Here is a 23033-nt window from a genome sequence, read left to right on the forward strand (position 1 = left end):
TCCTCAAGTCGCTGAGCCCAGCCTTCAACCGCGCAATGCGGCCGCGACGAGGCTTTGCATCGAAGTGGTCGGACGACCGATCAGCCGCCCGAGGACGCCTCCGTCATCGAACAACGCTCCGCGTGAGGCTGCGGCGTCGGTATCGGCCAGAAGCGCAGCGAGGTCGGCCGGCAGCCCGGCCCCCGCCAACACATCCTGATAGGCGGCTTGGGAAAAATCGTTGTAGGCGATAGCCTTGCCCGACTGCCGCGAGACCTCCGCCGCAAGCTCGGCGAGCGTAAAGGCTTGGTCTGCGGCGAGCTCGTACGTCTTTCCCGCATGGTCGTCGGTCGTCAGCACCACGGCTGCGGCCTCGGCATAGTCCCGCCGCGCTGCGGACGAGAAACGCCCGTCTTTCGCGGCGCCGACGAAGGCGCCGTGCTCCAGAGCCGCCGGAAGCGCCAGCAGATGGTTCTCGGTGTACCAGCCATTGCGCAGGATGACGGCGGGAACGCCCGAGTCCGCGATGACCTCCTCCGTCTGCCGGTGCTCGATTGCGAGCGTTGCGGAAGACGTGTCGGCATGCAGCATGCTGGTGTAAGCGATCAGCGAAACTCCGGCGCGTTGGGTTGCCTCGATCACCGCCCGATGCTGCGGCAGGCGGCCGCTGACCTCGGTCGACGAAATCAGTAGCAGTTTCTGGACGCCGGCGAAGGCCGGGGCGAGCGTGTCGGGACGGTCGTAGTCCGCCTCCCTTACGATCACACCGAGCTCCGCCAGATCGCTGGCCTTTGCCGGATTGCGAACCGCCGCGACGATCCGGTCGGCGGGAATGGTCTTCAGCAGTGCCTCGATCACGAGACGGCCAAGCTGTCCCGTTGCTCCAGTTATTGCATACATCGTTCAGTCCATTTCGTGGTTGTGTGATTGGAGAGCCTTCGAATAGCGGCCATCGTTACCATTGGAAACCACGTATCTTGCGGTTACCGCCATTTTCCGGTAACCAACTGGAAACTCCTCGAGAAGGGTGTGCGATGGTTCTCAAGGCGCGAAAGAAGGTGAAGGCTCCCCCCGGCTGCCCCATGTCGAGATGCATGGCGCTGCTTGGCGGCTGCTGGACACCCGAGGTGCTCTGGTCCCTGAGCGAAGGCCCGCGTCGGTTCTCGGAACTCCGCCGCGATATCCCAGCCGTTTCGGCGAAGGTACTGACCAGCAGACTGCGGGATCTCGAGGAGCGCGGCGTCCTCGGTCGCAACGTGATGGCGACCTCGCCGCCGACGGTGGAATATGAGCTGACCTCGTTGGGGCAGGAGCTGCTGCCGGCTATCAGGTCTATCGTGGAGGTCGGGTCGCGCCTGCTGCTCGGTGATTCTGTTCTTTAGAGAATCGCGAGTTTGTGGCGTCGACACTACTTTCGGCCTGCGCTTAACAGCGAGGATGACGCTTGATGTGCGTGTTGATCTGGTGGTGGAGCAGTTCCGCCCGCCCAGGTCAGCGTTCAAAATAGATGGCCAACCTTAGCCTCGGGTCATCATTTCGGACTGAAAGATACGGAGCGCCAAAGGGTGGTAATGCGCAGTGACTTGGGCCCACCAGGAGTCTAAGCTAGCATGCTTCTGCCAGCACGAAGAAAAAACCGCCGCATGCCCCGCTTTCTTGCCGTCTACACCATGAAGCCCGAAGACCTCGCCCGCTTTCGCAGCCTGCCTAAGCCCGAGCAGGATACGATTGATGCCGTCGGCTTACAGCTGTGGGCGGACTGGGAGGAGAGAAATGCCGCATTTTTCCCCGATCGCGGCGGCATGGTCGGTAAGACGAGGCGCGTTACCAGGGACGGCATCGCCGACGCCGTGAACCCTTTCTGCGGCTATATTGTCGTCGAGGCCGATACCATCGATGCCGCCGCCCGCCTGTTCGAGAACCACCCGCATTTCACCGTCTTCCCAGGAGACGGCGTGGACATCATGCCCTTCCTCACCGACCCTGCTCCGACTTGAACATCCGCTAATCGCTTGCGATTTCCAGAAGGGGCGGCCGGCAACGCAGCCCACTCGGCCTCCGCTTGCACGCCGCCAGCCCGTCTGTTAAATACTGAACCATATGGTTCAGTATTTAATGCCCCACCTCGATGCCTCATTCGCCGCGCTCTCGGACGCCACCCGGCGCGGCGTTTTGGAGCAACTCGGACGAGCAGACGCCTCGATCACGGACCTTGCCGAAAAGTTCCACATGACCCTCACGGGCATGAAGAAGCACGTCGGCATCTTGGAGAAGGCGGGGCTCGTCACCACGGAGAAGGTTGGGCGCGTGCGGACCTGCAAGCTTGGCCTACGCGCACTGGAGGAAGAGGCGGCATGGATCGAGAGGCACCGCCAGCTCTGGGACGCACGCTTCAACGAGTTGGACAAGGTTGTCGAGGAATTGAAACGGAAGGAGAAAGTCGATGGACGAAACAAGAGCTAGTGAGCCCACCCCCATGCAGAACCGCACGATGGTGGAACGGAAGTCCGACCGGGAGCTGGTCGTTACGCGAACCTTTGACGCGCCGGCACGCACCATGTTCGAGGCTTGGACCAAGCCCGAGCTGTTCATGCGGTGGTGGGCACCGAAGTCGATGGGCATGTTCCTGCGTTCCTGCGAGATGGATGTTCGTGTCGGGGGCAGGTACCGTTTGGTATTCGGCCACGATGCCTCAAACCCTGACGAGTTCTTCGGTAGGTATATCGAAGTGACACCGCACTCGCGCCTCGTCTGGACCAATGACGAAGGTGGTGACGGTGGACCCATCACCACGGTGACCTTCGAGGAAAAAGGTGGCAAGACGCTGCTGGTCATGCACGAGCTCTATCCCTCAAAGGAAGCTCTCGACGCTGCCGGCACCGGGGCGGCGGATGCGATGGGCGAGACGTTCGAGCAACTGGACGAGCTTCTCGTCACGCTAGGCGCGAGCGTGCGACGGTGATGAAGTCGTCGATCTCCCGGTCGGCAGCCTGGATCTTCAACTAGGCGGAAGAGAACCCCGACGAGATCGTCGCCGCCCTCTGTGAACCTACGAGGCCAATCATCAAACTCATTGAGGTTTCGCCAACTATCGGGACCAATCGAGTGATTTTCGCACCTCGCGACGTTCGGCGACGCGCTCAGGTCGTCTCAAAAAGGACCGTCACCGCCCCAGCTAAGGCATTAGCCAGAGGCCATAGCGATCGACAAGTAACCGGTGTTGCACACACTCTGCCGCAGGCGGTGTGTTGTGAGCGCTGGCGTCCACTCGATTCCTGCCGAAATTCCGGCTAGCTTGGGCGATAGATGGCTCAGTTCTGGTCGGTGAATCATAATCAGACCGCCCGTCAAGAGATTGATGGGCAGCACTTTTGGTCCCCCAAGACCGAGAGCAATGGCGCGCGAAATGAGTTCTACAACAACATGCGCCGTGCGACGCCCGGTGACCCTGTCCTTTCGTATACCGATCAAGCAATTGACTATATGCGCAGGATAGCGGAATTCGCTTTCACCGCTCGGAAACCAATCAAGTTCGGAGAGGCCTTATTGGAATCAAGAGCGATGACTTCTGCCGATCTTTTGGACACCGCTTTCCCCTTCGATCCATCCCAAAACAACAACAGGGAGTCTCGACCCGCTCCCGCCGAGGCGATATTCGCCAATCCATCTAGTTTCGGACTCAGGCAATCAGAAAGTTATCTGACAGGCATTCCACAGAAGTAATACAAATTGAAAATCGCGGCCTCATGTTTCAAAACCAGGATGGTTTCGAAGCCGGCGGGTCGCTCACGGTCCTCAAAGCGAGAATTCTAAGAGACGTTCAACAATGACCCAGCACGCAGAAAACGCTCGAATTCTCATGTACAGCCACGACACGTTCGGGCTCGGCCATTTGCAGCGCTGCCGGACTATCGCGCATTCGCTGGTCGAGGATTTCCGCGGACTTCAGGTGCTTATCATTTCGGGTGCGACTATCGCTGGCGCCTTCGACTACCGCGCCCGTGTCGACTTCGTGAAGATCCCCAGCGTCATCAAGCTGCGCAACGGCGAATACACCTCGCTGGAAAAGGACATCGATCTGCATGAGACGCTAAGGATGCGCCAGTCGATCATCCGCCATACAGCTGAGACCTTCCGGCCGGATATCTTCATCGTCGACAAGGAACCGCTCGGCCTGCGCGGTGAGATCGAGGACACGCTGTCCTACCTCAAGACGCGGGGCACCACTCTCGTGCTTGGCCTGCGCGAGGTAATGGATGCGCCGCATCTGCTCGAAGCAGAGTGGGCACGCAGGGATGTGATGCGCAAGATAGGCCTGTTCTACGACAAGGTCTGGGCCTATGGCCCGCCGGATTTCTACGATCCGTTGACCGGCTTGGATGTGCCGCCGGCTGTCAGGGCAAAGATGAGGTTCGTCGGTTTCCTGCAACGGAGCCTGCAGCGGAACGAGTTGCCCGGCCACCGGCCCGAGGGCGACTATATCCTCGTTACCACCGGTGGCGGCGGTGACGGCGCCGAACTGATCCACGACGTCATCGATGCCTATCAGCAGGATCCGCAATTGCAGCATAGGGCCCTGATCGTGCTTGGGCCTTACATGCCGGCGCGCAAGCGCAACAAGCTGCTCAAGAAGGGGTCCAAGATCCCCTACATCAAGATCATCGAGTTCGACAACCGCATGGAAGACCTGATTGCCGGCGCCAAGGCGGTAGTGGCGATGGGCGGTTACAACACCTATTGCGAGATACTGTCTTTCGACAAGCCGGCGCTGATCGTGCCGCGCGTCGAGCCCCGCCAGGAACAACTGATCCGCGCTCGGCGCGCAGCCGAACTTGGCCTCATCGAGATGCTTTTGCCGGAGGAAGCCAAGGATTCCCAGCGGTTTGCCGATGCACTGGTGGCGCTGCCGGACCGGCCCCACCCATCACAGAGCAATCCGCATCTGACGCTGGAAGGGCTGCCTCATATTTCCGAAATCGTCGCGGAACTGCTCGACCGGCGGGCCGGCCATCACCTTTCGGTCATTGAAGGAATGACCTGAGTTGCGACATCGCAAGATCGTCGTGGTTCTGAAGGGCTATCCGCGGCTGTCCGAAACCTTCATCGCGCAGGAATTGCTCGGTCTGGAGCGTGCAGGGTTCGACCTGATACTCGTCGCGCTCAGGCGGCCGACCGACGAAAAACGCCACCCCGTGCATGACGAGATCAAAGCGCCGGTCCATTATCTGCCGGAATATCTGCATGAAGAGCCGCTGCGCGTGCTTCGCTCGCTGTTTGCCTATCTGCTGCGGCCGTGCTTCTGGCGCACGCTCGGATCGCTGGCTGCCGATCTCCCCCACGACTTTACGCGCAATCGCGCGCGCCGCTTCGGGCAAGCGCTCGTGCTGGCGGCCGAATGGCCGGAAGACGCGGGCTGGCTGCATGCACATTTCGCGCACACACCGGCATCGGTGACGCGCTATGCCAGCCAGCTTCGTGGCCTGCCCTGGACCTGCTCGGCCCATGCCAAGGACATCTGGACTTCGGCGGACTGGGATCTGGCCGGCAAGCTTTCCTCGGCGCGCTGGACGGTCACCTGCACGAAAACCGGCTTCGACCGTCTGAAAAAACTCGCTAACGGCAACTCGTCTATACATCTGAGCTATCATGGGCTCGACCTTGATCGCTTCGGCAGTTTCGGCGAGGCGCGAAAGCAGCATGACGGCTCGGCGCCGGACGAACCGGTTGTCGTTCTGAGTGTCGGGCGCGCCGTTGAAAAGAAAGGTTACGATACGTTGCTGCAGGCCCTTGCCCTGTTGCCCGGTGATTTGGCGTGGCGTTTCGAGCATATCGGCGGCGGCGAGGAACTGGAGCGGTTCAAGGCGCTGGCGCAAAAGCTCGGACTGGATGGTCGCGTCTCTTGGAAAGGCGCGCTTGCGCAGGAGGAAGTGCTTGAGCACTACCGCCGCGCCGACATCTTCGCCCTGGCCTGCAGGATCACCGCAAATGGCGATCGTGACGGTCTGCCGAATGTTCTGGTGGAGGCGGCCAGCCAGCGGCTTGCCTGCGTGTCGACCGATATTTCCGGCGTGCCGGAGCTTTTATCGCCGGATGAAACCGGGCTGCTGGTTCCGACGGAAAACCCAATTGCCCTGGCACAGGCGCTGGAGCGCCTGATCCGTGATCCCGTACTGCGCGCCCGCCTCGGCGACGCCGCAGAGCGGCGCGTGCGCGGCAATTTCGATCATATGGCAAGCATTGGACAGCTCAAGGAACTGTTCGAGCGGGAGTGGCGGGCCGCCGAATGAAGCGGCTGCGCGCTTTCTTCTATGTCCAGCACCTGCTCGGCATCGGCCATCTTGCGCGCGCCAGCCGCATTGCGGCGGCTCTGGTCGATGACGGGTTTGACGTGACCGTCGTGACCGGCGGAGCGCCGATCGCCGGGTTTCCGGGACTCGGTGTAAAATCTGTAATCCTGCCACCTGTCACCTCCGGTGATGAAGGATTTTCCGGACTTGTCGACCTGGAGGGCAACCCGATCGACGATGATTTCAAGAAATGGCGTTCAGAGATGCTGCTGCAGGCATTCCGGGATTGCAGGCCTGATATCGTCATTCTCGAGGCGTTTCCATTTGGACGCCGACAGATGCGTTTCGAACTCTTGCCGCTGATCGAGGCCATCGACGCGACGTCGCCCAGACCGCTGCTGGCGACGTCCGTCCGTGACATCCTTCAGGAGCGCGTCAAGCCGGGCCGAAACGAGGAAACGGTCGATCTCATCAACAGGCATTTCGACCTTGTTATGGTCCACGGCGATCCGGCTTTCGCAACCATCGACAAGACATTTCCGCTGGCTGGGACGATCAGGGCCGAGGTCACCTACACAGGGCTCGTTGCCGCGCCGCCCTCACCCGCGGCCTCCGAGCGCTTCGACGTTCTGGTGTCGGTTGGCGGCGGGGCTGCCGGAAAGAGCCTTGTCAGCTCCACGATCGCAGCGGCGCGGAATGCCAACAACGCTCGGAAATGGTGTTTGATCACCGGCCCAAACCTGCCGAAAGACGAATTTGACGCGATCGCACGCGATGCCACGCCGGGCCTGTCCATCTTCCGGTTCCGCGAGGATTTCGCCAGCCTGCTGACAGGCGCCCGCCTGTCAGTCTCGCAGGCGGGTTACAACACGGTCTGCGATGTCCTGCGCGCGGGTTGTCGCTCCCTGCTCGTTCCATTTGCAGCCGGCGGGGAAACCGAACAGACGGTTCGCGCCCTGATGCTCGAAGAACTCGGTCTTGCAACGGTGCTGATGGAAAAGGACCTAACGCCTGAAGGTTTGGCGCAAGCGATCGAACAGGCGCTTGTGAGACCGACGCCATCCGCGCATCGTCTCGATCTGGAAGGCGCGCGTCGCTCCGCGCAAATCCTGCACGAGCGGTATCGAACATGGTCCCTAAAAGTGGAGCCCGGTTTCGGAAAAGCTCATGATCAAACAGACGATAGATCCTAGTCCTACTGCGTTACTGACTCAGTAGGACTAACGCACGTCGCGTCTGGTGAGTTTCGTGCGACGCGCTTCAAGTCCTGTTTTATGCATGTCGTTGTCCGAAAACCGCTACGCACTTTTGGGCGAAATACATTAAACAGTTCCAATCAGCATGAAGCGCGTATAATTTTTTGTCGGCAGTTCGCCGGAGAACCGCACCTCCCGTAGCGCCGCCATTGCTTCGAAGGTTGCAAGTGAAGCCACGCAGTTGATGTGCGTCGGCTCGCTGAAATAATCGTTCGATTGCAGCAGTACATTTGTGCCCCGCGGAAGCAGAGCAAGCCAGGCGCGCAGATCGGCTATGTGTTCGCAGCTCGTATTGACTATCAGGTCGGGCCGGACGGCCGCATAGTCGAGTGCGTACATATCTGCCGTTAGCGCCCGGAACCGGTCGCCGGCTTCCCGGTTGAGGGTCCGGGCGACCGGCGCGACTTCGGGATCGATGTCGATGCTATCGACCGCCGCGATGTCGAAGCGGGCGTCGTTGAAAAGCATTGCCGGCAATACGCCGTACCATCCACCCAGAACCCATATGCGCCCGAACCGGCCGCCGCAGCTTTCGAACAGCCTGTCGAGCGCCCACATCTTGCAGGCGACCTGCTTGTGGTTGAAGGCGTTGGCGATATCGGCCTTCGGATGCTTGGTGACGACGCGCGCCAGCCCTGCCACGAGAGGGCAGTTGACATAAGCAGCAATTCCCCGCGTGAGGTCCAAGGCTTGCTCGCGCCAGTCCATACCGGCATTGCGTGGTTGCGTGACATCCATCATATTTGTCTTGTATGTTGGGATTTCGGGCGACACAACGCAATCTTGCCTCCCGCAAGACTGTTTGATTCCGCGGACGTGATTATGCTGCAAGCCGCTTGGCTATTGCCCGGTGCCGGAGAGAACCTGTTGCATCTGTCCGGATCATCGGCGTCCATCCGCCAGCACCAGCCGCGCAGCTGCGGCCTCGTGCTGCTCGGCTATTCGCCAAAGCCCTGCGGAAGCCGCGAACCGTCTGGCCAGCTGCCTTCTTCGCTGATCAACAATGCCCATGTCGTTGTCATCGACCATGCGCCGGAACTGGCTCGCGCCGCCTCGCAGGTTCCTTGCATCGTTGAGCGCAGGACAATGTCCGTGCACTGCAGCTTCGACTTTGTCGTTGGCGACGAAGAAATTGCCGATACGCCATTCGCCAGCAGGTGCGTTTACATCCTGCATCCTTTCAACTGAAGGGTCCGCAGTCGCATATGGAACCCAGCCTAGCCCGCTATATCTGGACGCACACCAAGAAGCAGCAGCTCTGGATATTGATGATCGTCGTGCTTTCGATGGTCCCGTATTTCATGTCCTTCGACCTGCCGAAGCTGATCGTCAACGGCCCGATCCAAGGTAGGGGCTTCGAGCAACCGGGCGCGACCCAGCCATTCATGAGGCTACACTATAACCTGCCGTTCATTGGAGAGGTCCAGTTCTTCTCCGGTTTTCAGCTCGACCGCAAGGAGACCCTGTTTGCCCTTAGCCTTGTGTTCCTCTTGCTAGTCGTCATCAACGGCCTGTTCAAATTCTACATCAACACCTACAAGGGCCGCCTCGGCGAACGCATGCTGCGACGTATCCGCTTCGATCTGGTGGACCGTGTGCTGCGTTTTCCGCCGGTCTACTTCAAGCGGGTGAAATCCGCCGAAGTGGCGACCATGGTGAAGGACGAGGTAGAGCCGCTGGGCGGCTTCATCGGCGACGCCTTCCTGCAGCCGGTACTGCTCGGCGGCCAGGCGCTGACGGCCATGCTATTCATCATGATCCAGAACGTCTGGCTCGGAATGATAGCGGTCGTGATCGTGGTGATCCAGATCGTACTCATCCCGCGAATGCGGCGGCGGCTGATCGTGCTCGGGCGCCAACGGCAGTTGACGGCGCGCGCGCTTTCGGGCCGGGTTGGCGAAATCGTCGACGGCATCGGCGCGGTTCACGTCCACGATACATCAAACTACGAGCGCGCCGACATAGCTGCCCGGCTCGGGCTCATCTTCAAGATCCGCTTCGATCTTTACCAATGGAAATTCATGGTGAAGTTCCTCAACAATTTTCTCGCGCAGCTCACGCCCTTTCTGTTCTATATGATCGGCGGGTATCTGGTCATCCAGGGGAGGCTGGACGTCGGCCAGCTCGTGGCCGTGATCGGCGCCTACAAGGACCTGCCCGGACCGATGAAGGAACTGATCGACTGGGATCAGGATCGGCAGGATGTCCAGGTCAAATATCAACAGGTCGTTGAACAGTTCACCGTCGAGGGTCTCATCGCGCCGAAAATCGGGGCATTGACGATCGACGATCCTGATCCGATGACCAATCCCCTATCGGCGATCAATCTGTCTATAGCAGACGATGGCGGTGCAATGCTCCTCAACCGTATCTCCCTCCAGGTCAAGCCGGGTGAGACGGTGGCGCTGGTCAGTACCGCAACAGGTGGAGCGGAGGCGCTTGCAGAAGCCTTCGCGCGGCTGAACTGGCCGGACAGCGGAAGGGTCGCTTCGGGCACCGACGACCTGCTTGAACTTCCCGAGGCAGTGACCGGCCGGCGCATGTCCTATGCCTCGTCGGATGTTTTCCTGTTCCAGGCAAGCCTCCGCGACAACCTGCTCTACGGGTTGAAGCATGCGCCGCTGACATCGGTGCCTTATGACGGTGCCGCGGCAGACCAGCACCGCTGGAATATCCACGAGGCGCGCCGGTCGGGCAATCCGGATCTCGATATCCACAGCGACTGGATCAACTATGCTTCCGCCGGGGCTACCGGCCCGCACGACCTCTTTGAAGCCGTGCGCCGGGTGCTCGACGCGGTTGTTCTGTCGCGCGACATTCTGGATCTTGGCTTGCGCTCTTCGGCCGACCTCACGCGTCACACGGAACTTGCCAGGCGGATCGTTGAACTGCGTGCGGCGCTGCGAACCCGGCTGGAGCAAGAGGGGCTGAGCGGACTGGTGGTTCCTTTCGAACCGGGCGCCTACAACAAGGAAGCAACGATCGGCCAAAACCTGCTCTTCGGCGCTGCCGCCGGCCCCGAACTGGCCGACAGGGCCCTGGCGGCCAATCCCTATTTTGCTTCTGTGCTGAGGCAAGCCGGCCTCGACCGCACGCTCTACGAAATGGGCTTGGAGATCGCCAAACAGGCGATCGAGCTGTTTGCCGACCTGCCGCCCGATCACCAGTTCTTCCAGCAGCTCGCCTTCATGAGCGCCGAGGAGATACCCGCCTACGAAACCTTGCTGCAACGGCTCAAGAACCGTCCTCACGAGGCGGTTTCGGAGAACGATCGCGCCATGATCGTCACCTTGAGCTTTGCCTACATCGAGCCCCGGCACCGCTTCGGCCTGCTGAGCGAGGAGCTGATGAGCAAGATCGTCGCTGCACGCAGCCAGTTCTATGAAAACCTGCCGCCCGAACTGCAAAATGCGGTCGAACGGTATGATCCTGCCAAATACATTGCCGCGGCCACCGTCATGGATAACGTCCTGTTCGGGCGTGTGGGCAACAACCATCCCGACGCGCCGGACCGCATACGCTCCATCGTCTATGACATTCTTGACGAACTGGGGCTTTATGCCGAACTTCTGGATGTCGGCCTGGACTTCAACGTCGGCTCCGGCGGCAGGCGGCTGACCGGTGGACAGCGACAGAAGCTCGATGTTGCCCGGGCCCTGCTCAAGCGTCCCGATTTTCTCATTCTCAACCGGCCGCTTTCGGCGCTCGACCAGCGCATGCAGGATAAGGTGCTGCGAAACGTGCTCGAGGAAGCCAGGCGCGACGGCCATTCGCCGGCAATTGTGTGGGTCGTGACGAATCCGGCAATGGCGATGATGTTCGATCGCGTTATCGTCTTCGACTCGGGTCAATTGGCGGAAGACGGAACACACGAGACACTTTTGGCAGGGAACGGTATCTTCAAGGAACTGCTGTCATAGAGCAACGGACATTCAGATGGGATCATTCTGCCGGTGCACGACATCGGGCTCGCCACCTTTCGCGTGGTTCGTCTCGCCATCCCGGAAAGAGAATTGATTCCATCTGGGCGTCCGTTGCTCTAGTCTGGCAAACGCGAATTTTGGGAAGGTTTGCGACAATGCTGCTCAAGGATGAAGTTGGAATGCTGCAACGCGTTCCCTTGTTCTCTGCCATCGAGCCGACAAAGCTCAAGCTGCTTGCGTTCACATCCGATCGTGTGAGCTACAGCGCCGGCCAGATCCTTTTCCGGCAGGGCGACGAGGGAGACGCCGCCTATGTCATCCTTTCAGGCAGGGCGGATATTCTTGTCGATTCCGACAGCGGACCGATAAAAGTTGCCGAACTGGAGCCAAATTCGATCGTTGGCGAGATCGCCATATTGTGCAACAGCTCCCGCACTGCCACCGTCAGAGCGGCAAGTCCGCTGGAAGTCCTGAGAATCCGCAAGGATCATTTCCTGAGGCTTATGAGGGAGTTCCCGGAAATGACCATCGAGATATTGCGGGTTCTTGCCGATCGCCTAAGCCATACGACCGCGGATCTGATCGACGCACGAAGCGCCAAATAAACGAAGGACGTGCGCTCGATCCTCGCCGTCGTGACGGCACTGTCCTCTCGCTGAGAAGATCACCCGGAGAAAGCCTGTCTCGCCTAGCAGCAGTTGTTTGGATATGATGGGCGAAGGGGTAGCATGGACGACAACGTTTTCCTGGTCAGGTTTTGGGGTGTCCGCGGCAGCATTTCGGTATCAGGGCCAGAATTCTCTCGCTATGGCGGCAACTCAATCTGCGTCGAGATGCGATGCGGTAAGCATACGCTTCTGTTCGACGCAGGCTCTGGCCTACGGCCTGCCGGCGCGGCGCTTCAGGCGTTGGGCGTTACCGATTTCGACCTGCTTTTCACCCATTGCCATTACGATCACATCATCGGGCTGCCGTCTTTTGCGCCGATCTATGACCGGGGCGCCAAGGTTACGCTTTGGTCCGGGCATCTTGCAGGACACATGACGACCCGGCAGATGGTCGATGAGTTCATGCGGCCGCCGTGGTTTCCGGTGAAACTGGAGATCAGCAAGGCAAGCCTCGACTATCGCGATTTCGTATCCGGAGACGTGCTTCGCCCGCGCGAAGGGGTGGTGGTCCGAACCGGCAGTCTTATCCATCCGGGCGGCTGCATAGGCTACCGGGTCGAATGGGGCGGCCGCGTCGTGGCGGTGATCACAGACACTGAGCACGAGCCGGACAAACTCGATCAGACGGTGCTCGGCCTGATCGAAGATGCCGACCTCGTCATTTACGATTGCACCTACACCGAGGAGGAAATGGAACGCCGCCGCGGTTACGGGCACTCGACATGGCAACAGGGCGTCAAGCTCTGTGAGGCGGCCGGTGCGCGGGGGCTTGCGCTGTTTCACCACGATCCGACACGCACCGACAAGGAACTGGACAAGATCGAGAAACTGGCCAAGGACAGGTTTACCGGCGCTTTTGCCGCGCGGGATGGCCAGACGCTCAAACTTCCAGTCTCATTGCGCAAAAAGCGCTGAGCTATTTTCCTCTAGAGCGCTTCACCGTTTCACAGAAACGGCGAAGCGCTCTATCTCTTTGTTTTGACGCAATTCCGGACGGAAAACCGTTCACACTTTTCCTGGAATTGCTCTACCGGCGCTGCGCTCGATCAATGTCCTGATCGGAAGCCATGCGCAGGCTTCAGTCCGTGCGGTGACGGTGAACAGCCGTTCGAGGAAAAGCCAGGCCGATTCATCATGTACGAGATGGTGGGTGAGCAGACCGACCGGTTCGCCGCCATCGAATGCATGCTGCAATTGCGCGATGATAGCTTGAACCAATAGGCCGTGATCGCGGCAGCCGCGCGTGCCATGCCAATCCATGATGTCGACATTGCTGTTGATGACCGCCAGTGAAGCGCGCCTCGGCGGCCCATAGACCGACAATGCCGCAAATCCTATCGATCCAAGGTCGGATACCAAGCCGGCGTCAATCCTGTTCCAGGGTGGCACCAGCATCGGAACGGTACGTGCGCCGTGCAGGCCGGTTACGTGCGACAGCCCGCGAGCCAGATCATTGAGCACCGCCTCGCGTGGCCGATGCGCGCCGAGCTCCTGCTTTTTCTGGTCCTCGGGCGCATGATTTCGGTGCGCCCAGCCATGGATGGCGACCGTGGCATGCGGCGCCTCGTCAAGCCGGACGGCAAGCTTCTCATCAGTCAGGGCCGGAATGACGGCCAGAGTCACCGGAACCGCGAATTCACCGGTGAGGTCGAGCAGCCGATCAAGCGCAGGCGTCGGACCCACGGCGTCATCGTCGCGCAGCCAGAACTCTGCCTTGCGGTCTGCCCGTTGCCGGCACGCCAGTTCTTCCACCAAGGGCTGCCAGATCTGATCGGGTGTCATGAAACCGGGATCTTCGCAAGGAGTTCGGCCAGCCGCGCCACTGCAGCACCGAGGGAACGTTCTTCGAGGATGAAACGTCTGGCTTCCGCGGCCATGATGGTTCTTTCGTCGTTACGGGCCAGAAGCCTTTCAATGGCAGAAGCGAACGCCGCAACATCGCCCGGCGGGGTGAGAAACCCGGTCTGGCCATCCCGCACGACCTCCGGCACGCCGGCGATGTCCTGAGCCACCACCGGAAGGCCGGCGGCCTGTGCTTCAAGATAGGCAACGCCATAGGCCTCGCCGCAACCCGGCCAGACGTAAATTCCCCCACTGTAGAGGACATCCGGCACGGCGGCTGGCTCAATCGCGCCAAGCCATTCGATACGGTCGGCGGGCAAGCCGGCGAATTGCGCTTTGACCTCGTCACGGGCAGGCCCATCCCCGACGACCGACATGGTCCAGGGCAGATGGCCGATCGGACCGAGCGCTTGCGCCAGCATGCGATAGCTTTCGACTTTGTCGCCCGGGCGCATCATGGCGACGGTAACGAGGCGCGTCGGACAACTCCGTGCCGGCGTTTCCCGGAATACCGATGTGTCGATGAAGGGCGAAAGCATGCCGAAAGCGGCGTCGGGAATCGCATCTGCCAGTCCCTGACGATCCCTTTGCGTGAAGCAGATGTTCAGCGCTGCCTGTTCGACGGCTCGCGCCACCAACGCTTGCGTATCGGCCCACAAACCGGTGTTGCGCCGCCTCGAATAGGAGGCTTCCGCTGTCACATAGGGGACACCAAAGGCCAACGCCAGCTCGGGCCCGATCAGGTCGGGCGCCTTGTAATAGGGATGATAGGTGAACCACAGACCGGGCTTGCCGTCACGATCCCAAAGCCTTGCCAGCCGCGCGGCTTCCTCCCGGGCCTCGATCTTGAGCGCGTCGAAACTTTTCGAATCCGGTTCGCGTAGATAGAAGCGTAATTCGGATGCTAGTTCGACGCTATGCCCTCCATGCTCCAGCGCCTTGACCAGCATCCGTGCCATCTGGCGGTCGCCGGAGGCAACGGGATGATTGGGCGACTTCAGCGGCGCGTAGAAGGCAATTCGCATCGCCGGACCCTATCATCGGAAAGCCTGCGCAAGTCAATTTCGAAGCATGATCGACTTCACCTTCAAGCAGTGGAATGTGCTATCTGATGCTCATGGAAACAGCTGCCGCGTCCGATCCGTTTGTCGCTTCCCTGCCGGTCTTCGCAAAGTTCGAAAGCGTTGCCGATATCGATAACTATCGGCCTCTCCCCGATGGCTGGGCGCTGGCCACCGCCGACATCGTCGGCTCGACCAAGGCGATCGGGGCTGGGCGCTATAAAACCGTCAATATGGCCGGTGCCAGCGTCATTTCGGCGCTGCTCAATGCGCTGGGTCGGCAAGATCTTCCCTTTGTCTTCGGCGGCGACGGCGCGCTCGTGGCATTTCCCGGCTCGGCGCTGGAGATCACCCGCAACGCGCTGGCGGCTGTCCAGAGATGGGTGGCGGACGAACTCGACCTGACCTTGCGTGCCGCAATCGTGCCGATAAAGGATATCAGAGCGCAAGGCCTCGACGTTCGCGTGGCGAGGTTCCAGGCCTCCGAAGCGGTCTTCTATGCCATGTTCGCCGGCGGTGGCGGCAGTTGGGCGGAAGCCGAGATGAAAGCGGGGCGCTACCGCATCGATCCTGCGCCGGCCGGCGCGCGGCCGGATCTGACCGGCCTCTCGTGCCGCTGGAACCCGATCGAAGCCCGGCATGGCGAAATCGTCTCGATCATAGCCATACCGGGGGCGTCGCGCGACGTGCGCGATTTTCAGTTTCTGGTTTCCGACATCATCGCCCTTGCCGGCAGGCAGGAACGCGATGGCCACCCGGTGCCGGTGAACGGACCGGACTACAGTTTGCTGCCCGCCGGCCTCGATATCGAGGCGCGCGCCACGGCGCCGGCAGGACGGCGATGGCTGTCGAAGCTGTGGATAGTGTTCCTGATGACGCTTACGGCTGTTACCGATAGATATGGCTGGACGATCGGCAAATTCGATCCGAAGATCTACAAACGCGACGTGGCCAGCAATTCGGATTTCCGGAAGTTCGACGACGGCTTGAAGATGACCATCGACGTTGACGCGGATGTGTTGCAACGGATCGAGAACCGGCTGAAACAGGCGGAAGAGGCGGGCATCTGCAACTATGGCCTGCACCGCCAGAAATCGGCCTTGATGACATGCCTCGTCGCCTCGCCGCTGCAGCGCGATCACGTTCATTTCATCGATGGCGCCGCCGGCGGCTATGCGATGGCTGCAGCAAGCCTGAAGGCGAAGGTGCCGGTCTGACAGCTTGCGGACATCGATTTTCCGCAATATGCCTCGGGGTTCTTGGGACCAAGTGAGCCTCGCCATGGAAGCGGACGGTCTGTCCGAATTAAGGGAAAGCAGATTTTTGGACGCCTCACGATCGACATATGACCGTCTTCTGAACCGGATTTCGACGCGCGCCGCGCAAGTCGGCGTGATCGGACTGGGGTATGTCGGGCTGCCGCTGGCGGTTGCGATCGCACGCGCCGGCTTCCCGGTTTCCGGCTTCGACGTCGAAGCCCAGAAGGTCGAGAGCCTGAACAACGGCCAATCCTATATCGAGGCGGTGACCTCGACAGCCCTTGCCGGCCAGGTGGCGAGCGGACGGTTCCGCGCCACTGCGGATTTTGCTGAACTGGCCGTCTGCGATGTCATCATCATCTGCGTTCCGACACCGCTGACGAAAAACCGTGAGCCGGACCTCTCCTTTGTCAGGAACACGGCAGGCACCATCGCGAAGCATCTGCGTCTCGGCCAGCTGATCGTGCTGGAATCGACCACCTATCCCGGCACCACCGACGACGTGATCAAGCCCATACTGGAAGAAACCGGCTTGCGGTCGAAGATAGATTTCTTCCTCGGCTTCTCGCCCGAACGCGAGGATCCCGGCAACCGAAGCTTTGAAGTCGCGACGATCCCCAAGATCGTGGCAGGCGACGGCATTGAAGCGGCGACACTCGTTCAGGCTTTCTACCAGGGCGTGGTCAAGACCGTTGTTCCGGTTTCCACCACGGCGACCGCCGAGGCGGTCAAGCTGACGGAAAACATCTTCCGCTCGGTCAACATAGCCCTGGTCAACGAGTTGAAGGTCGTGCTCGGTGCGATGGGCATAGACATCTGGGAGGTGATCGAGGCGGCAAAGAGCAAGCCCTTCGGCTACATGCCTTTCTATCCCGGCCCCGGACTTGGCGGCCACTGCGTTCCGATCGATCCCTTCTACCTGACGTGGAAGGCGCGCGAATATGAACTGCCGACCCGCTTCATCGAGCTGGCGGCAGAGATCAACACGGCGATGCCGCGTCATGTGGTCGATGAACTGGCGAAGGCGCTGGACCGGCGCTGCGGCAAGGCGCTCAGCCGCTCGCGCATTCTCATCATCGGGCTCGCCTATAAGAAGAATGTGCCCGACATCCGCGAAAGCCCCTCATTGCGGCTCATTGAACTCATCGAGGAATGGGGCGGCAAGGCGGAATTCCACGATCCGCATGTTACGGAGATCCCGACCACACGGGAGCATATGGCGATCAAGGGGCGTCGCTCGGTCGAATTGACCGAGGCGGCCTTGAAGGATTTCGATGCTGTCGTCGTTGCAACCGACCACGACGCGATTGACTATCAGGCGATCGCGGATCACGCTCTTCTGATCGTCGACACACGCAATGTTTTTGGCCGCCTCGGGCTAACCCGAGAGACGGTGGTGAAGGCCTGACGGCGTCCGAGCCGGCGAATTTGTGGCGGATCAAGGAGATTTCGAGATAGCATGAGCACAGCGCAAGCAGAAATTTCTGCCATTCTCATGGATAAGGTTGCCGATTGGCTGACCCAATCGGCGCTGGCGGGCGACGACCTGGAAACATTGGTAAAGGGCTTTTGTGAACGGCTGGCTGCTGCCGGCCTGCCGCTGAGGCGGGTGCATTTGAGCTTTTCGATGCTTCATCCGCTTTATGACGCGCTTGGCTTCACCTGGCTTCGCGGCCAGGGCTTGGAAGTAGAAGGCTTCCGTCATGACGACGGCGTTCCTTCCGACAGATTCCTGACCAGCCCATACTACCATCTGCTCAGCCACAAACTCGACCATCTGCGGCGCCGGCTCGACCCGTCGGTGCCGTCTGAATTTCCTGTTTTCGATGACCTCAAGCTTATGGGCGTCACCGATTACATGGCTTTCGTCCATCCCTTCAGCGGCAACACCAGTCAGGGCATGATCGGGTCTTGGTCCACCGACAGTGCTGCAGGCTTCAGTGACAACATGATTTCGGCGCTGCTGCGGATCCAGAACCATCTCGCTATCGCAACCAAGATGGCGGTGCTCACCAAGCTCGCCGACAACATGATGACCACTTATCTCGGCGGCGACGCCGGCAGGCGGGTGCTGGACGGCCAGATCAAGCGCGGCGAGGGCGACACAATCCGGGCTGCACTGGTCATGGCCGATATGCGCGGGTCGACAAGGCTTGCCGAAACCTCCGGCCGCGAAATCTATATCGATACGCTGAATCAGTTTTTCGATGCCATTGCTGCACCTTTCAATCGCAGAGGCGGGCAGATCATGAGTTTCCTGGGGGATGGCTTCATTGCCGTCTACCCTTGCGAAAGGCACCGTGCGCAGTCCGAGATCGCCTGCCGGGCTGCCCTTGCGGCAGCGCACAAGGCCACCGGGCGCATGATGGATCTCAATCTGCGCAGAAAGGAGCAGCGGTTGGGCGACATTAAATTCGGTATCGGCCTGCATGTCGGCAATGTGATGTTCGGCAATGTCGGGCTTTCCGACCGGCTCACATTCTCTGTCTTCGGCTCGGCTGTAAACGAGGTCCAGCGCCTTCAGACCCTGACCAAGAAATATTCGCACAGCGTTCTCGCCAGCGAAGATTTCGCCGGCTATTGCAGCGCCAACAACTGGCTGACGCTCGGCAAGGAGGAACTGGCGGGCATCAAGCAGAAGCTGACGGTGCTTTCACCCGATTTGTCGGGTGCTCTTGCACTCGATGAAGACGGTGCGCTGGAGCCGATTTACGACCGAATATCGGACGCCGAGCAGGTCATGCTGCTTCATCGCGATGCCGCGCGGCTGTCGGCGGGCGACCCGAGGAAGCTCCAGTAACCGTCACGATCTGATCCGAACGCCTTTGGTATGCAGTCCGGTCGCCGGTTCCGCCGGGGAACTGGCGACCGTTTCGAATCCAAGTTGCTCTAGGCTGGCAATGCGCTAGTCTCGCTTTTCTGGGCCTGCCGACCGGCAGGCCGCCAGAGTGGGGCTGGTGTGAGAATGAATTCGAGCGTTGATCTGCTGCGGATCGAGGATGTTGGCATCTCTTTTGCCATTATAGGGGGACCGTTGCATGCCGTCAGGCGTGCAAATCTTCGCGTCCTGCCCGGCAAGGTTACCGCGCTTGTGGGCGAGTCCGGTTCCGGAAAATCGGTTCTCAGCCAGGCAGTTATGGGCATTTTGCCGAACACAGCCCATGTCCGCGGCCGTATCCTGTTTTCCGATCCTGAAAAGCCCGGCACGACGCAGGATATCCTGCAAATGCCGCGTGACGGACCCGAAATCCGGGCGTTGAGAGGCAGCCGCATCGGCAAGATCTTTCAGGAGCCGATGACATCGCTGTCGCCGTTGCACACGATTGGCAATCAGGTCAGCGAATCCCTGCAGATTCATACGCCCATGGCTCGGGTGGAGCGCAAGGCGCTGACCAAGGAAATGCTCGGCCTTGTCGGCTTTCCCAACCCCAAGCGCGCCTATGACATGTATCCCTTTGAACTTTCGGGAGGATTGCGTCAACGCGCAATGATCGCCATGGCGCTTATCTGCCGGCCCGCCCTGTTGATCGCCGACGAGCCGACGACGGCGTTGGACGTCACCATCCAGGCGCAAATCCTGCAATTGCTGCGCGAGCTTCAGACGAAGCTGAACATGGCGATGCTGCTGATCACGCACGACCTTGGCGTGGTCGCCAATGTCGCCGACGAGGTGGTGGTCATGTACCATGGCGAGATCATGGAAGCGGGACCTGTGGAGGCGATATTCCGCCGGCCAGGTCACCCTTACCTGAAGGGCCTGATGGCAGCCGTTCCGCATTTCGACCTGAAGCCTGGCGAAAGGCTAAAGGCGCTCCGCGAGGTGCCGGTGAATGTCGGGAACCTGCTCGGCAAGCAGACGGCGCTGGCATCGAAGGGGCCGGACGACATCCTGCTGTCGGTCAGCGATCTGACAAAGACCTTCACGATCCGCAAGTCCGGATGGTTCGGCGGAGATCATCAAACCCCTGTTCGCGCCGTGGACGGCGTGAGCTTCGATATCAGGCGGGGTGAGTGCCTGGGTCTTGTCGGCGAAAGCGGCTCCGGCAAAACCACGGTCAGCAAGATCCTCATGCGGGCTGTCACCCCTAGCGGCGGCTCTGTGATCTTCAACGGCCGCGATGGTCCGATCGACGTCTTGGAAGCCGAGGGAGACGCCCTGCGCCTGCTGCGCGCGAAAATCCAGATGGTCTTCCAGGACCCGGTTTCGTCGCTTTCACCTCGCATGACGGTGGAGAACATCTTGAGCGAGCCGCTGGAAATCCATCAACGTGGCAATGCCGCGTCCCGACTCGCCACGGTCAAGAGCCTGATGCAGGCAATCGGGCTCGATCCGCGCTTCATAAAGCGTTATCCGCACAGTTTCTCCGGCGGGCAGCGTCAGCGTATCGGCATCGCGCGCGCGTTGGCGCTGGGACCTGAACTCCTGATCTGCGACGAGCCGGTTTCGGCACTCGATGTCTCTGTCCAGGCGCAGATTCTGAACCTTCTGAAGGACCTGCAGAAGGAACTGGGCCTGACCTACCTGTTCATATCCCACAACCTGGCGGTGGTGGACTACATGGCAGACCGCATCGCGGTGATGTGCGGCGGGCGTATCGTCGAGCTCGCGCCGCGCGAAATTCTGCTTAGGAAACCTATCCACCCCTACACGCGCTCACTGGTCGCCGCAGTACCTTTCCCCGATCTCGACAGGCCGATGGATTTCAAGACGCTGAAGCTCAGCGGCGCTTCCGACACCAGCGCATGGGGACCGCAATTCCGCGACGAGGGCGACGAGGATATGCTGTTGCCGCTCGATCTTGGCGGCGGCCACCTCGTGCTGGCCCGACGTTCGGCCGATGTCAGCGAGCTACGCCATTGATCAGCCGGCGCACCGTCTTTGGGCTCATGGCTTCGGCATTTCTGCCGGGCACGTTGCGCGCCGGCGATCTGGAGCCGGAATTTCTTCAGCCGCAGCTGAAGGCCAGGGCGCTGCCGGCCCTCGCCGAACGCCTGCCCAAGCGCCCGCGCGCATTGAATCTCGCTGCGATGGGTCGGCAGCCCGGCCAGTATGGCGGCACGCTGCGCACGATCATCGGCAGCCAGAAAGATATCCGGATGATGACGATCTACGGGTACGCTCGCCTGGTCGGCTATGACGAAAAGCTTAACTTGCAAGCCGACATTCTCGAAAGTTTCGATGTAGCGGATGATCGTGTCTTCACTTTCAAGATACGGGAAGGACATAAATGGTCTGACGGTAGCCTGCTGACGCCGGAGGATTTTCGCTATTGCTGGGAAGATGTCTGGCTGAACGATGAGCTTTCGCAAGGCGGGCTCGCCCCGGCCCTGCTGGCGGATGGCAAGCCGCCACGCTTCGAGATCGTCGATCCGTCGACGGTCCGCTATAGTTGGGATGCGCCCAATCCCGACTTCCTGCCCAAGCTCGCCGCTGCTTCGCCGATATCGCTTGTTCTGCCAGCCGCCTATCTCAAGCAGTTCCACAAGAAATACCAGGATCCATTCCGGCTCGCCGGCCTAATGAAGGAGAACCGGGCCCAGAAATGGACGCTCCTGCATATCCGCATGTCGCGGCAGTATCGCCCGGAGAACCCGGAACTGCCGACGCTCGATCCCTGGCAGAACCGGACCAAGCCGCCGGCCGAGCAATTCGTCTTCGAGCGCAACCCGTTCTTTCATCGAATAGACGAGAATGGCCGGCAACTGCCCTATGTTGACCGGATCGTCATGAATGTCAGCTCGTCGGCGATCATCTCCGCCAAGACCGGTGCGGGCGAGAGCGACCTGCAATGTATGGGAATTGACTTCAGCGATTACTCCTTCCTGAAAGACGCGGAGAAGCGCTACCCTGTGAAGATGCATCTCTGGAAACGCACACAGGGTTCGCGGCTGGCGCTGCTGCCCAATCTGAATTGTGCCGACCAGGTGTGGCGTGGCCTTTTTCGTGACGTGCGAGTGCGCCGCGCACTTTCGCTCGCTGTGGACAGGCGCGAGATCAATTTGGCTGTGTTCTACGGATTGGCGCAGGAAAGTGCCGATACGGTCCTGCCGGAGAGCCCGCTCTACCGGCCGGAATTCGCGAAAGCCTGGGTCGCCCATGATCCCGACCAGGCCAATGCCCTGCTCGACGAGGTCGGGCTTCAGGCGCGTGACGATGACGGCCTGCGGATACTTCCCGACGGACGCCCGGCGCAGCTCGTAGTGGAAACGGCCGGCGAAAGCACGCTGGAAACCGACGCGCTCGAGCTCATCACCGATCACTGGCGCAAGATCGGCATCGCCCTGTTCATCCGGACTTCGCAGCGCGACATCTTCCGCAGCCGCGCGCTTGGTGGCCAGATCGTGATGTCGATGTGGTCGGGCATCGACAATGGCGTACCGACCGCCGACATGAACCCGTACCAACTGGCCCCCACCGTCGACGACCAGCTGCAATGGCCGCTCTGGGGTGCTCACTACTTGTCTCATGGCAAGGTAGGTGAAGCGCCCGATCTTCCGCCTGTGGTCGAGTTGATGGCTTTACTCAAGCGCTGGAACGCATCGACCGAAGCCACGGAGCGCGCCGAAATCTGGAATTCAATGCTGTCGATCTATACCGATCAGGTGTTTTCGATCGGCACGGTGAACGGAACGCATCAGCCGATTCTGGCGTCCTCGCGGCTGCGCAATCTGCCTGACAAGGCGCTCTACGGCTACGACCCGACCGCCTATTTCGGTGTCTACATGCCGGATACATTCTGGCTTGGAGAGTCCTGAGC

General features: G+C 60.5%; 21 protein-coding genes. 17 read left to right on the forward strand and 4 right to left on the reverse strand.

Going from position 1 to position 23033, the window contains the following annotated elements; translation table 11 throughout:
* Positions 1-24 precede the first annotated feature (24 nt).
* Entirely contained in the window at positions 25-879 is an 855-nt protein-coding gene (locus NKI22_RS07220; protein ID WP_352810401.1) for an SDR family oxidoreductase, read from the reverse strand.
* A 194-nt stretch (positions 880-1073) separates the two neighbouring features.
* On the opposite strand from NKI22_RS07220, the gene NKI22_RS07225 reads away from it, so the two are divergent.
* The 8 genes from NKI22_RS07225 (at position 1074) to NKI22_RS07260 (ending at position 7459) form a co-directional block, all read left to right on the forward strand.
* Positions 1074-1361, forward strand: coding sequence for a winged helix-turn-helix transcriptional regulator (locus NKI22_RS07225; protein WP_245278483.1), 288 nt, complete (start codon positions 1074-1076; stop codon positions 1359-1361).
* A 261-nt stretch (positions 1362-1622) separates the two neighbouring features.
* Positions 1623-1976, forward strand: coding sequence for a hypothetical protein (locus tag NKI22_RS07230; RefSeq protein ID WP_023716542.1), 354 nt, complete (start codon positions 1623-1625; stop codon positions 1974-1976).
* 103 nt (positions 1977-2079) lie between these two features.
* Positions 2080-2442: an ArsR/SmtB family transcription factor gene (locus NKI22_RS07235; RefSeq protein WP_352715972.1), complete on the forward strand. Its 363-nt coding sequence runs from the start codon at positions 2080-2082 to the stop codon at positions 2440-2442.
* A complete protein-coding gene (locus tag NKI22_RS07240; RefSeq protein WP_352715975.1) occupies positions 2423-2941 on the forward strand; it encodes an SRPBCC domain-containing protein in 519 nt (172 codons plus the stop codon). The genes NKI22_RS07235 and NKI22_RS07240 overlap by 20 nt, the downstream gene beginning before the upstream one ends.
* A gap of 344 nt (positions 2942-3285) precedes the next feature.
* A complete protein-coding gene (locus NKI22_RS07245; RefSeq protein WP_352493877.1) occupies positions 3286-3702 on the forward strand; it encodes a hypothetical protein in 417 nt (138 codons plus the stop codon).
* Between the two features lie 103 nt (positions 3703-3805).
* Positions 3806-5020: a glycosyltransferase family protein gene (locus NKI22_RS07250; protein ID WP_023716538.1), complete on the forward strand. Its 1215-nt coding sequence runs from the start codon at positions 3806-3808 to the stop codon at positions 5018-5020.
* 1 nt (position 5021) lies between these two features.
* Positions 5022-6266, forward strand: coding sequence for a glycosyltransferase (locus NKI22_RS07255; RefSeq protein ID WP_352958326.1), 1245 nt, complete (start codon positions 5022-5024; stop codon positions 6264-6266).
* Positions 6263-7459: a glycosyltransferase family protein gene (locus NKI22_RS07260; protein ID WP_352482311.1), complete on the forward strand. Its 1197-nt coding sequence runs from the start codon at positions 6263-6265 to the stop codon at positions 7457-7459. The genes NKI22_RS07255 and NKI22_RS07260 overlap by 4 nt, the downstream gene beginning before the upstream one ends.
* A gap of 129 nt (positions 7460-7588) precedes the next feature.
* Here NKI22_RS07260 and NKI22_RS07265 read toward each other — a convergent pair whose 3' ends face one another.
* A complete protein-coding gene (locus NKI22_RS07265; RefSeq protein WP_352716038.1) occupies positions 7589-8260 on the reverse strand; it encodes a class I SAM-dependent methyltransferase in 672 nt (223 codons plus the stop codon).
* On the opposite strand from NKI22_RS07265, the gene NKI22_RS07270 reads away from it, so the two are divergent.
* The 4 genes from NKI22_RS07270 (at position 8246) to NKI22_RS07285 (ending at position 13028) form a co-directional block, all read left to right on the forward strand.
* Complete coding sequence (locus NKI22_RS07270; RefSeq protein WP_352715979.1) at positions 8246-8710, forward strand: hypothetical protein; 465 nt, start codon at positions 8246-8248, stop codon at positions 8708-8710. The genes NKI22_RS07265 and NKI22_RS07270 overlap by 15 nt on opposite strands.
* A gap of 17 nt (positions 8711-8727) precedes the next feature.
* Positions 8728-11442: an ABC transporter transmembrane domain-containing protein gene (locus NKI22_RS07275; RefSeq protein ID WP_352715982.1), complete on the forward strand. Its 2715-nt coding sequence runs from the start codon at positions 8728-8730 to the stop codon at positions 11440-11442.
* Between the two features lie 158 nt (positions 11443-11600).
* Complete coding sequence (locus tag NKI22_RS07280) at positions 11601-12050, forward strand: cyclic nucleotide-binding domain-containing protein (RefSeq protein ID WP_254023581.1); 450 nt, start codon at positions 11601-11603, stop codon at positions 12048-12050.
* Positions 12051-12173: 123 nt separating this feature from the next.
* The gene (locus NKI22_RS07285; RefSeq protein WP_352715985.1) at positions 12174-13028 is read left to right on the forward strand and encodes an MBL fold metallo-hydrolase; all 855 of its coding nucleotides are present in this window, start codon (positions 12174-12176) and stop codon (positions 13026-13028) included.
* 90 nt (positions 13029-13118) lie between these two features.
* Here the strand turns inward: NKI22_RS07285 and NKI22_RS07290 are convergent, their stop codons facing one another.
* Positions 13119-13895 carry a polysaccharide deacetylase family protein gene (locus tag NKI22_RS07290; RefSeq protein WP_023716530.1) on the reverse strand — a complete coding sequence of 259 codons (777 nt, stop codon included), beginning with the start codon at positions 13893-13895 and terminating at the stop codon, positions 13119-13121.
* On the reverse strand, positions 13892-14980 hold the full coding sequence (locus tag NKI22_RS07295) for a glycosyltransferase family 4 protein (RefSeq protein WP_352715988.1): 1089 nt from the start codon (positions 14978-14980) through the stop codon (positions 13892-13894). The genes NKI22_RS07290 and NKI22_RS07295 overlap by 4 nt, the downstream gene beginning before the upstream one ends.
* Before the next feature lie 92 nt (positions 14981-15072).
* On the opposite strand from NKI22_RS07295, the gene NKI22_RS07300 reads away from it, so the two are divergent.
* The 5 genes from NKI22_RS07300 (at position 15073) to NKI22_RS07320 (ending at position 23031) form a co-directional block, all read left to right on the forward strand.
* Complete coding sequence (locus tag NKI22_RS07300) at positions 15073-16233, forward strand: DUF3095 domain-containing protein (RefSeq protein WP_352791329.1); 1161 nt, start codon at positions 15073-15075, stop codon at positions 16231-16233.
* 106 nt (positions 16234-16339) lie between these two features.
* Positions 16340-17683 (forward strand): nucleotide sugar dehydrogenase, encoded by a 1344-nt coding sequence (locus tag NKI22_RS07305; RefSeq protein ID WP_031193288.1) that lies wholly within the window; start codon positions 16340-16342, stop codon positions 17681-17683.
* 51 nt (positions 17684-17734) lie between these two features.
* Positions 17735-19075 (forward strand): adenylate/guanylate cyclase domain-containing protein, encoded by a 1341-nt coding sequence (locus tag NKI22_RS07310; RefSeq protein WP_352590470.1) that lies wholly within the window; start codon positions 17735-17737, stop codon positions 19073-19075.
* A gap of 165 nt (positions 19076-19240) precedes the next feature.
* Complete coding sequence (locus tag NKI22_RS07315) at positions 19241-21136, forward strand: ABC transporter ATP-binding protein (protein WP_352715995.1); 1896 nt, start codon at positions 19241-19243, stop codon at positions 21134-21136.
* Positions 21133-23031 (forward strand): ABC transporter substrate-binding protein, encoded by a 1899-nt coding sequence (locus NKI22_RS07320; RefSeq protein ID WP_352816929.1) that lies wholly within the window; start codon positions 21133-21135, stop codon positions 23029-23031. The genes NKI22_RS07315 and NKI22_RS07320 overlap by 4 nt, the downstream gene beginning before the upstream one ends.
* The last annotated feature ends 2 nt before the right edge of the window (positions 23032-23033 follow it).

It is taken from the genome of Mesorhizobium sp. M0778 (genome assembly GCF_040320105.1).
Taxonomy (GTDB): Bacteria; Pseudomonadota; Alphaproteobacteria; order Rhizobiales; family Rhizobiaceae; genus Mesorhizobium.

What these genes read in the sequence shown, in the direction of transcription:
- NKI22_RS07220 (WP_352810401.1), bottom strand. Translation starts at nt 879, where the DNA reads ATGTATGCAATAACTGGAGCAACGGGACAGCTTGGCCGTCTCGTGATC.
- NKI22_RS07225 (WP_245278483.1), top strand. Translation starts at nt 1,074, where the DNA reads ATGGCGCTGCTTGGCGGCTGCTGGACACCCGAGGTGCTCTGGTCCCTG.
- NKI22_RS07230 (WP_023716542.1), top strand. Translation starts at nt 1,623, where the DNA reads ATGCCCCGCTTTCTTGCCGTCTACACCATGAAGCCCGAAGACCTCGCC.
- NKI22_RS07235 (WP_352715972.1), top strand. Translation starts at nt 2,080, where the DNA reads ATGGTTCAGTATTTAATGCCCCACCTCGATGCCTCATTCGCCGCGCTC.
- NKI22_RS07240 (WP_352715975.1), top strand. Translation starts at nt 2,423, where the DNA reads ATGGACGAAACAAGAGCTAGTGAGCCCACCCCCATGCAGAACCGCACG.
- NKI22_RS07245 (WP_352493877.1), top strand. Translation starts at nt 3,286, where the DNA reads ATGGCTCAGTTCTGGTCGGTGAATCATAATCAGACCGCCCGTCAAGAG.
- NKI22_RS07250 (WP_023716538.1), top strand. Translation starts at nt 3,806, where the DNA reads ATGACCCAGCACGCAGAAAACGCTCGAATTCTCATGTACAGCCACGAC.
- NKI22_RS07260 (WP_352482311.1), top strand. Translation starts at nt 6,263, where the DNA reads ATGAAGCGGCTGCGCGCTTTCTTCTATGTCCAGCACCTGCTCGGCATC.
- NKI22_RS07265 (WP_352716038.1), bottom strand. Translation starts at nt 8,260, where the DNA reads ATGGATGTCACGCAACCACGCAATGCCGGTATGGACTGGCGCGAGCAA.
- NKI22_RS07275 (WP_352715982.1), top strand. Translation starts at nt 8,728, where the DNA reads ATGGAACCCAGCCTAGCCCGCTATATCTGGACGCACACCAAGAAGCAG.
- NKI22_RS07280 (WP_254023581.1), top strand. Translation starts at nt 11,601, where the DNA reads ATGCTGCTCAAGGATGAAGTTGGAATGCTGCAACGCGTTCCCTTGTTC.
- NKI22_RS07285 (WP_352715985.1), top strand. Translation starts at nt 12,174, where the DNA reads ATGGACGACAACGTTTTCCTGGTCAGGTTTTGGGGTGTCCGCGGCAGC.
- NKI22_RS07290 (WP_023716530.1), bottom strand. Translation starts at nt 13,895, where the DNA reads ATGACACCCGATCAGATCTGGCAGCCCTTGGTGGAAGAACTGGCGTGC.
- NKI22_RS07295 (WP_352715988.1), bottom strand. Translation starts at nt 14,980, where the DNA reads ATGCGAATTGCCTTCTACGCGCCGCTGAAGTCGCCCAATCATCCCGTT.
- NKI22_RS07300 (WP_352791329.1), top strand. Translation starts at nt 15,073, where the DNA reads ATGGAAACAGCTGCCGCGTCCGATCCGTTTGTCGCTTCCCTGCCGGTC.
- NKI22_RS07310 (WP_352590470.1), top strand. Translation starts at nt 17,735, where the DNA reads ATGAGCACAGCGCAAGCAGAAATTTCTGCCATTCTCATGGATAAGGTT.
- NKI22_RS07315 (WP_352715995.1), top strand. Translation starts at nt 19,241, where the DNA reads ATGAATTCGAGCGTTGATCTGCTGCGGATCGAGGATGTTGGCATCTCT.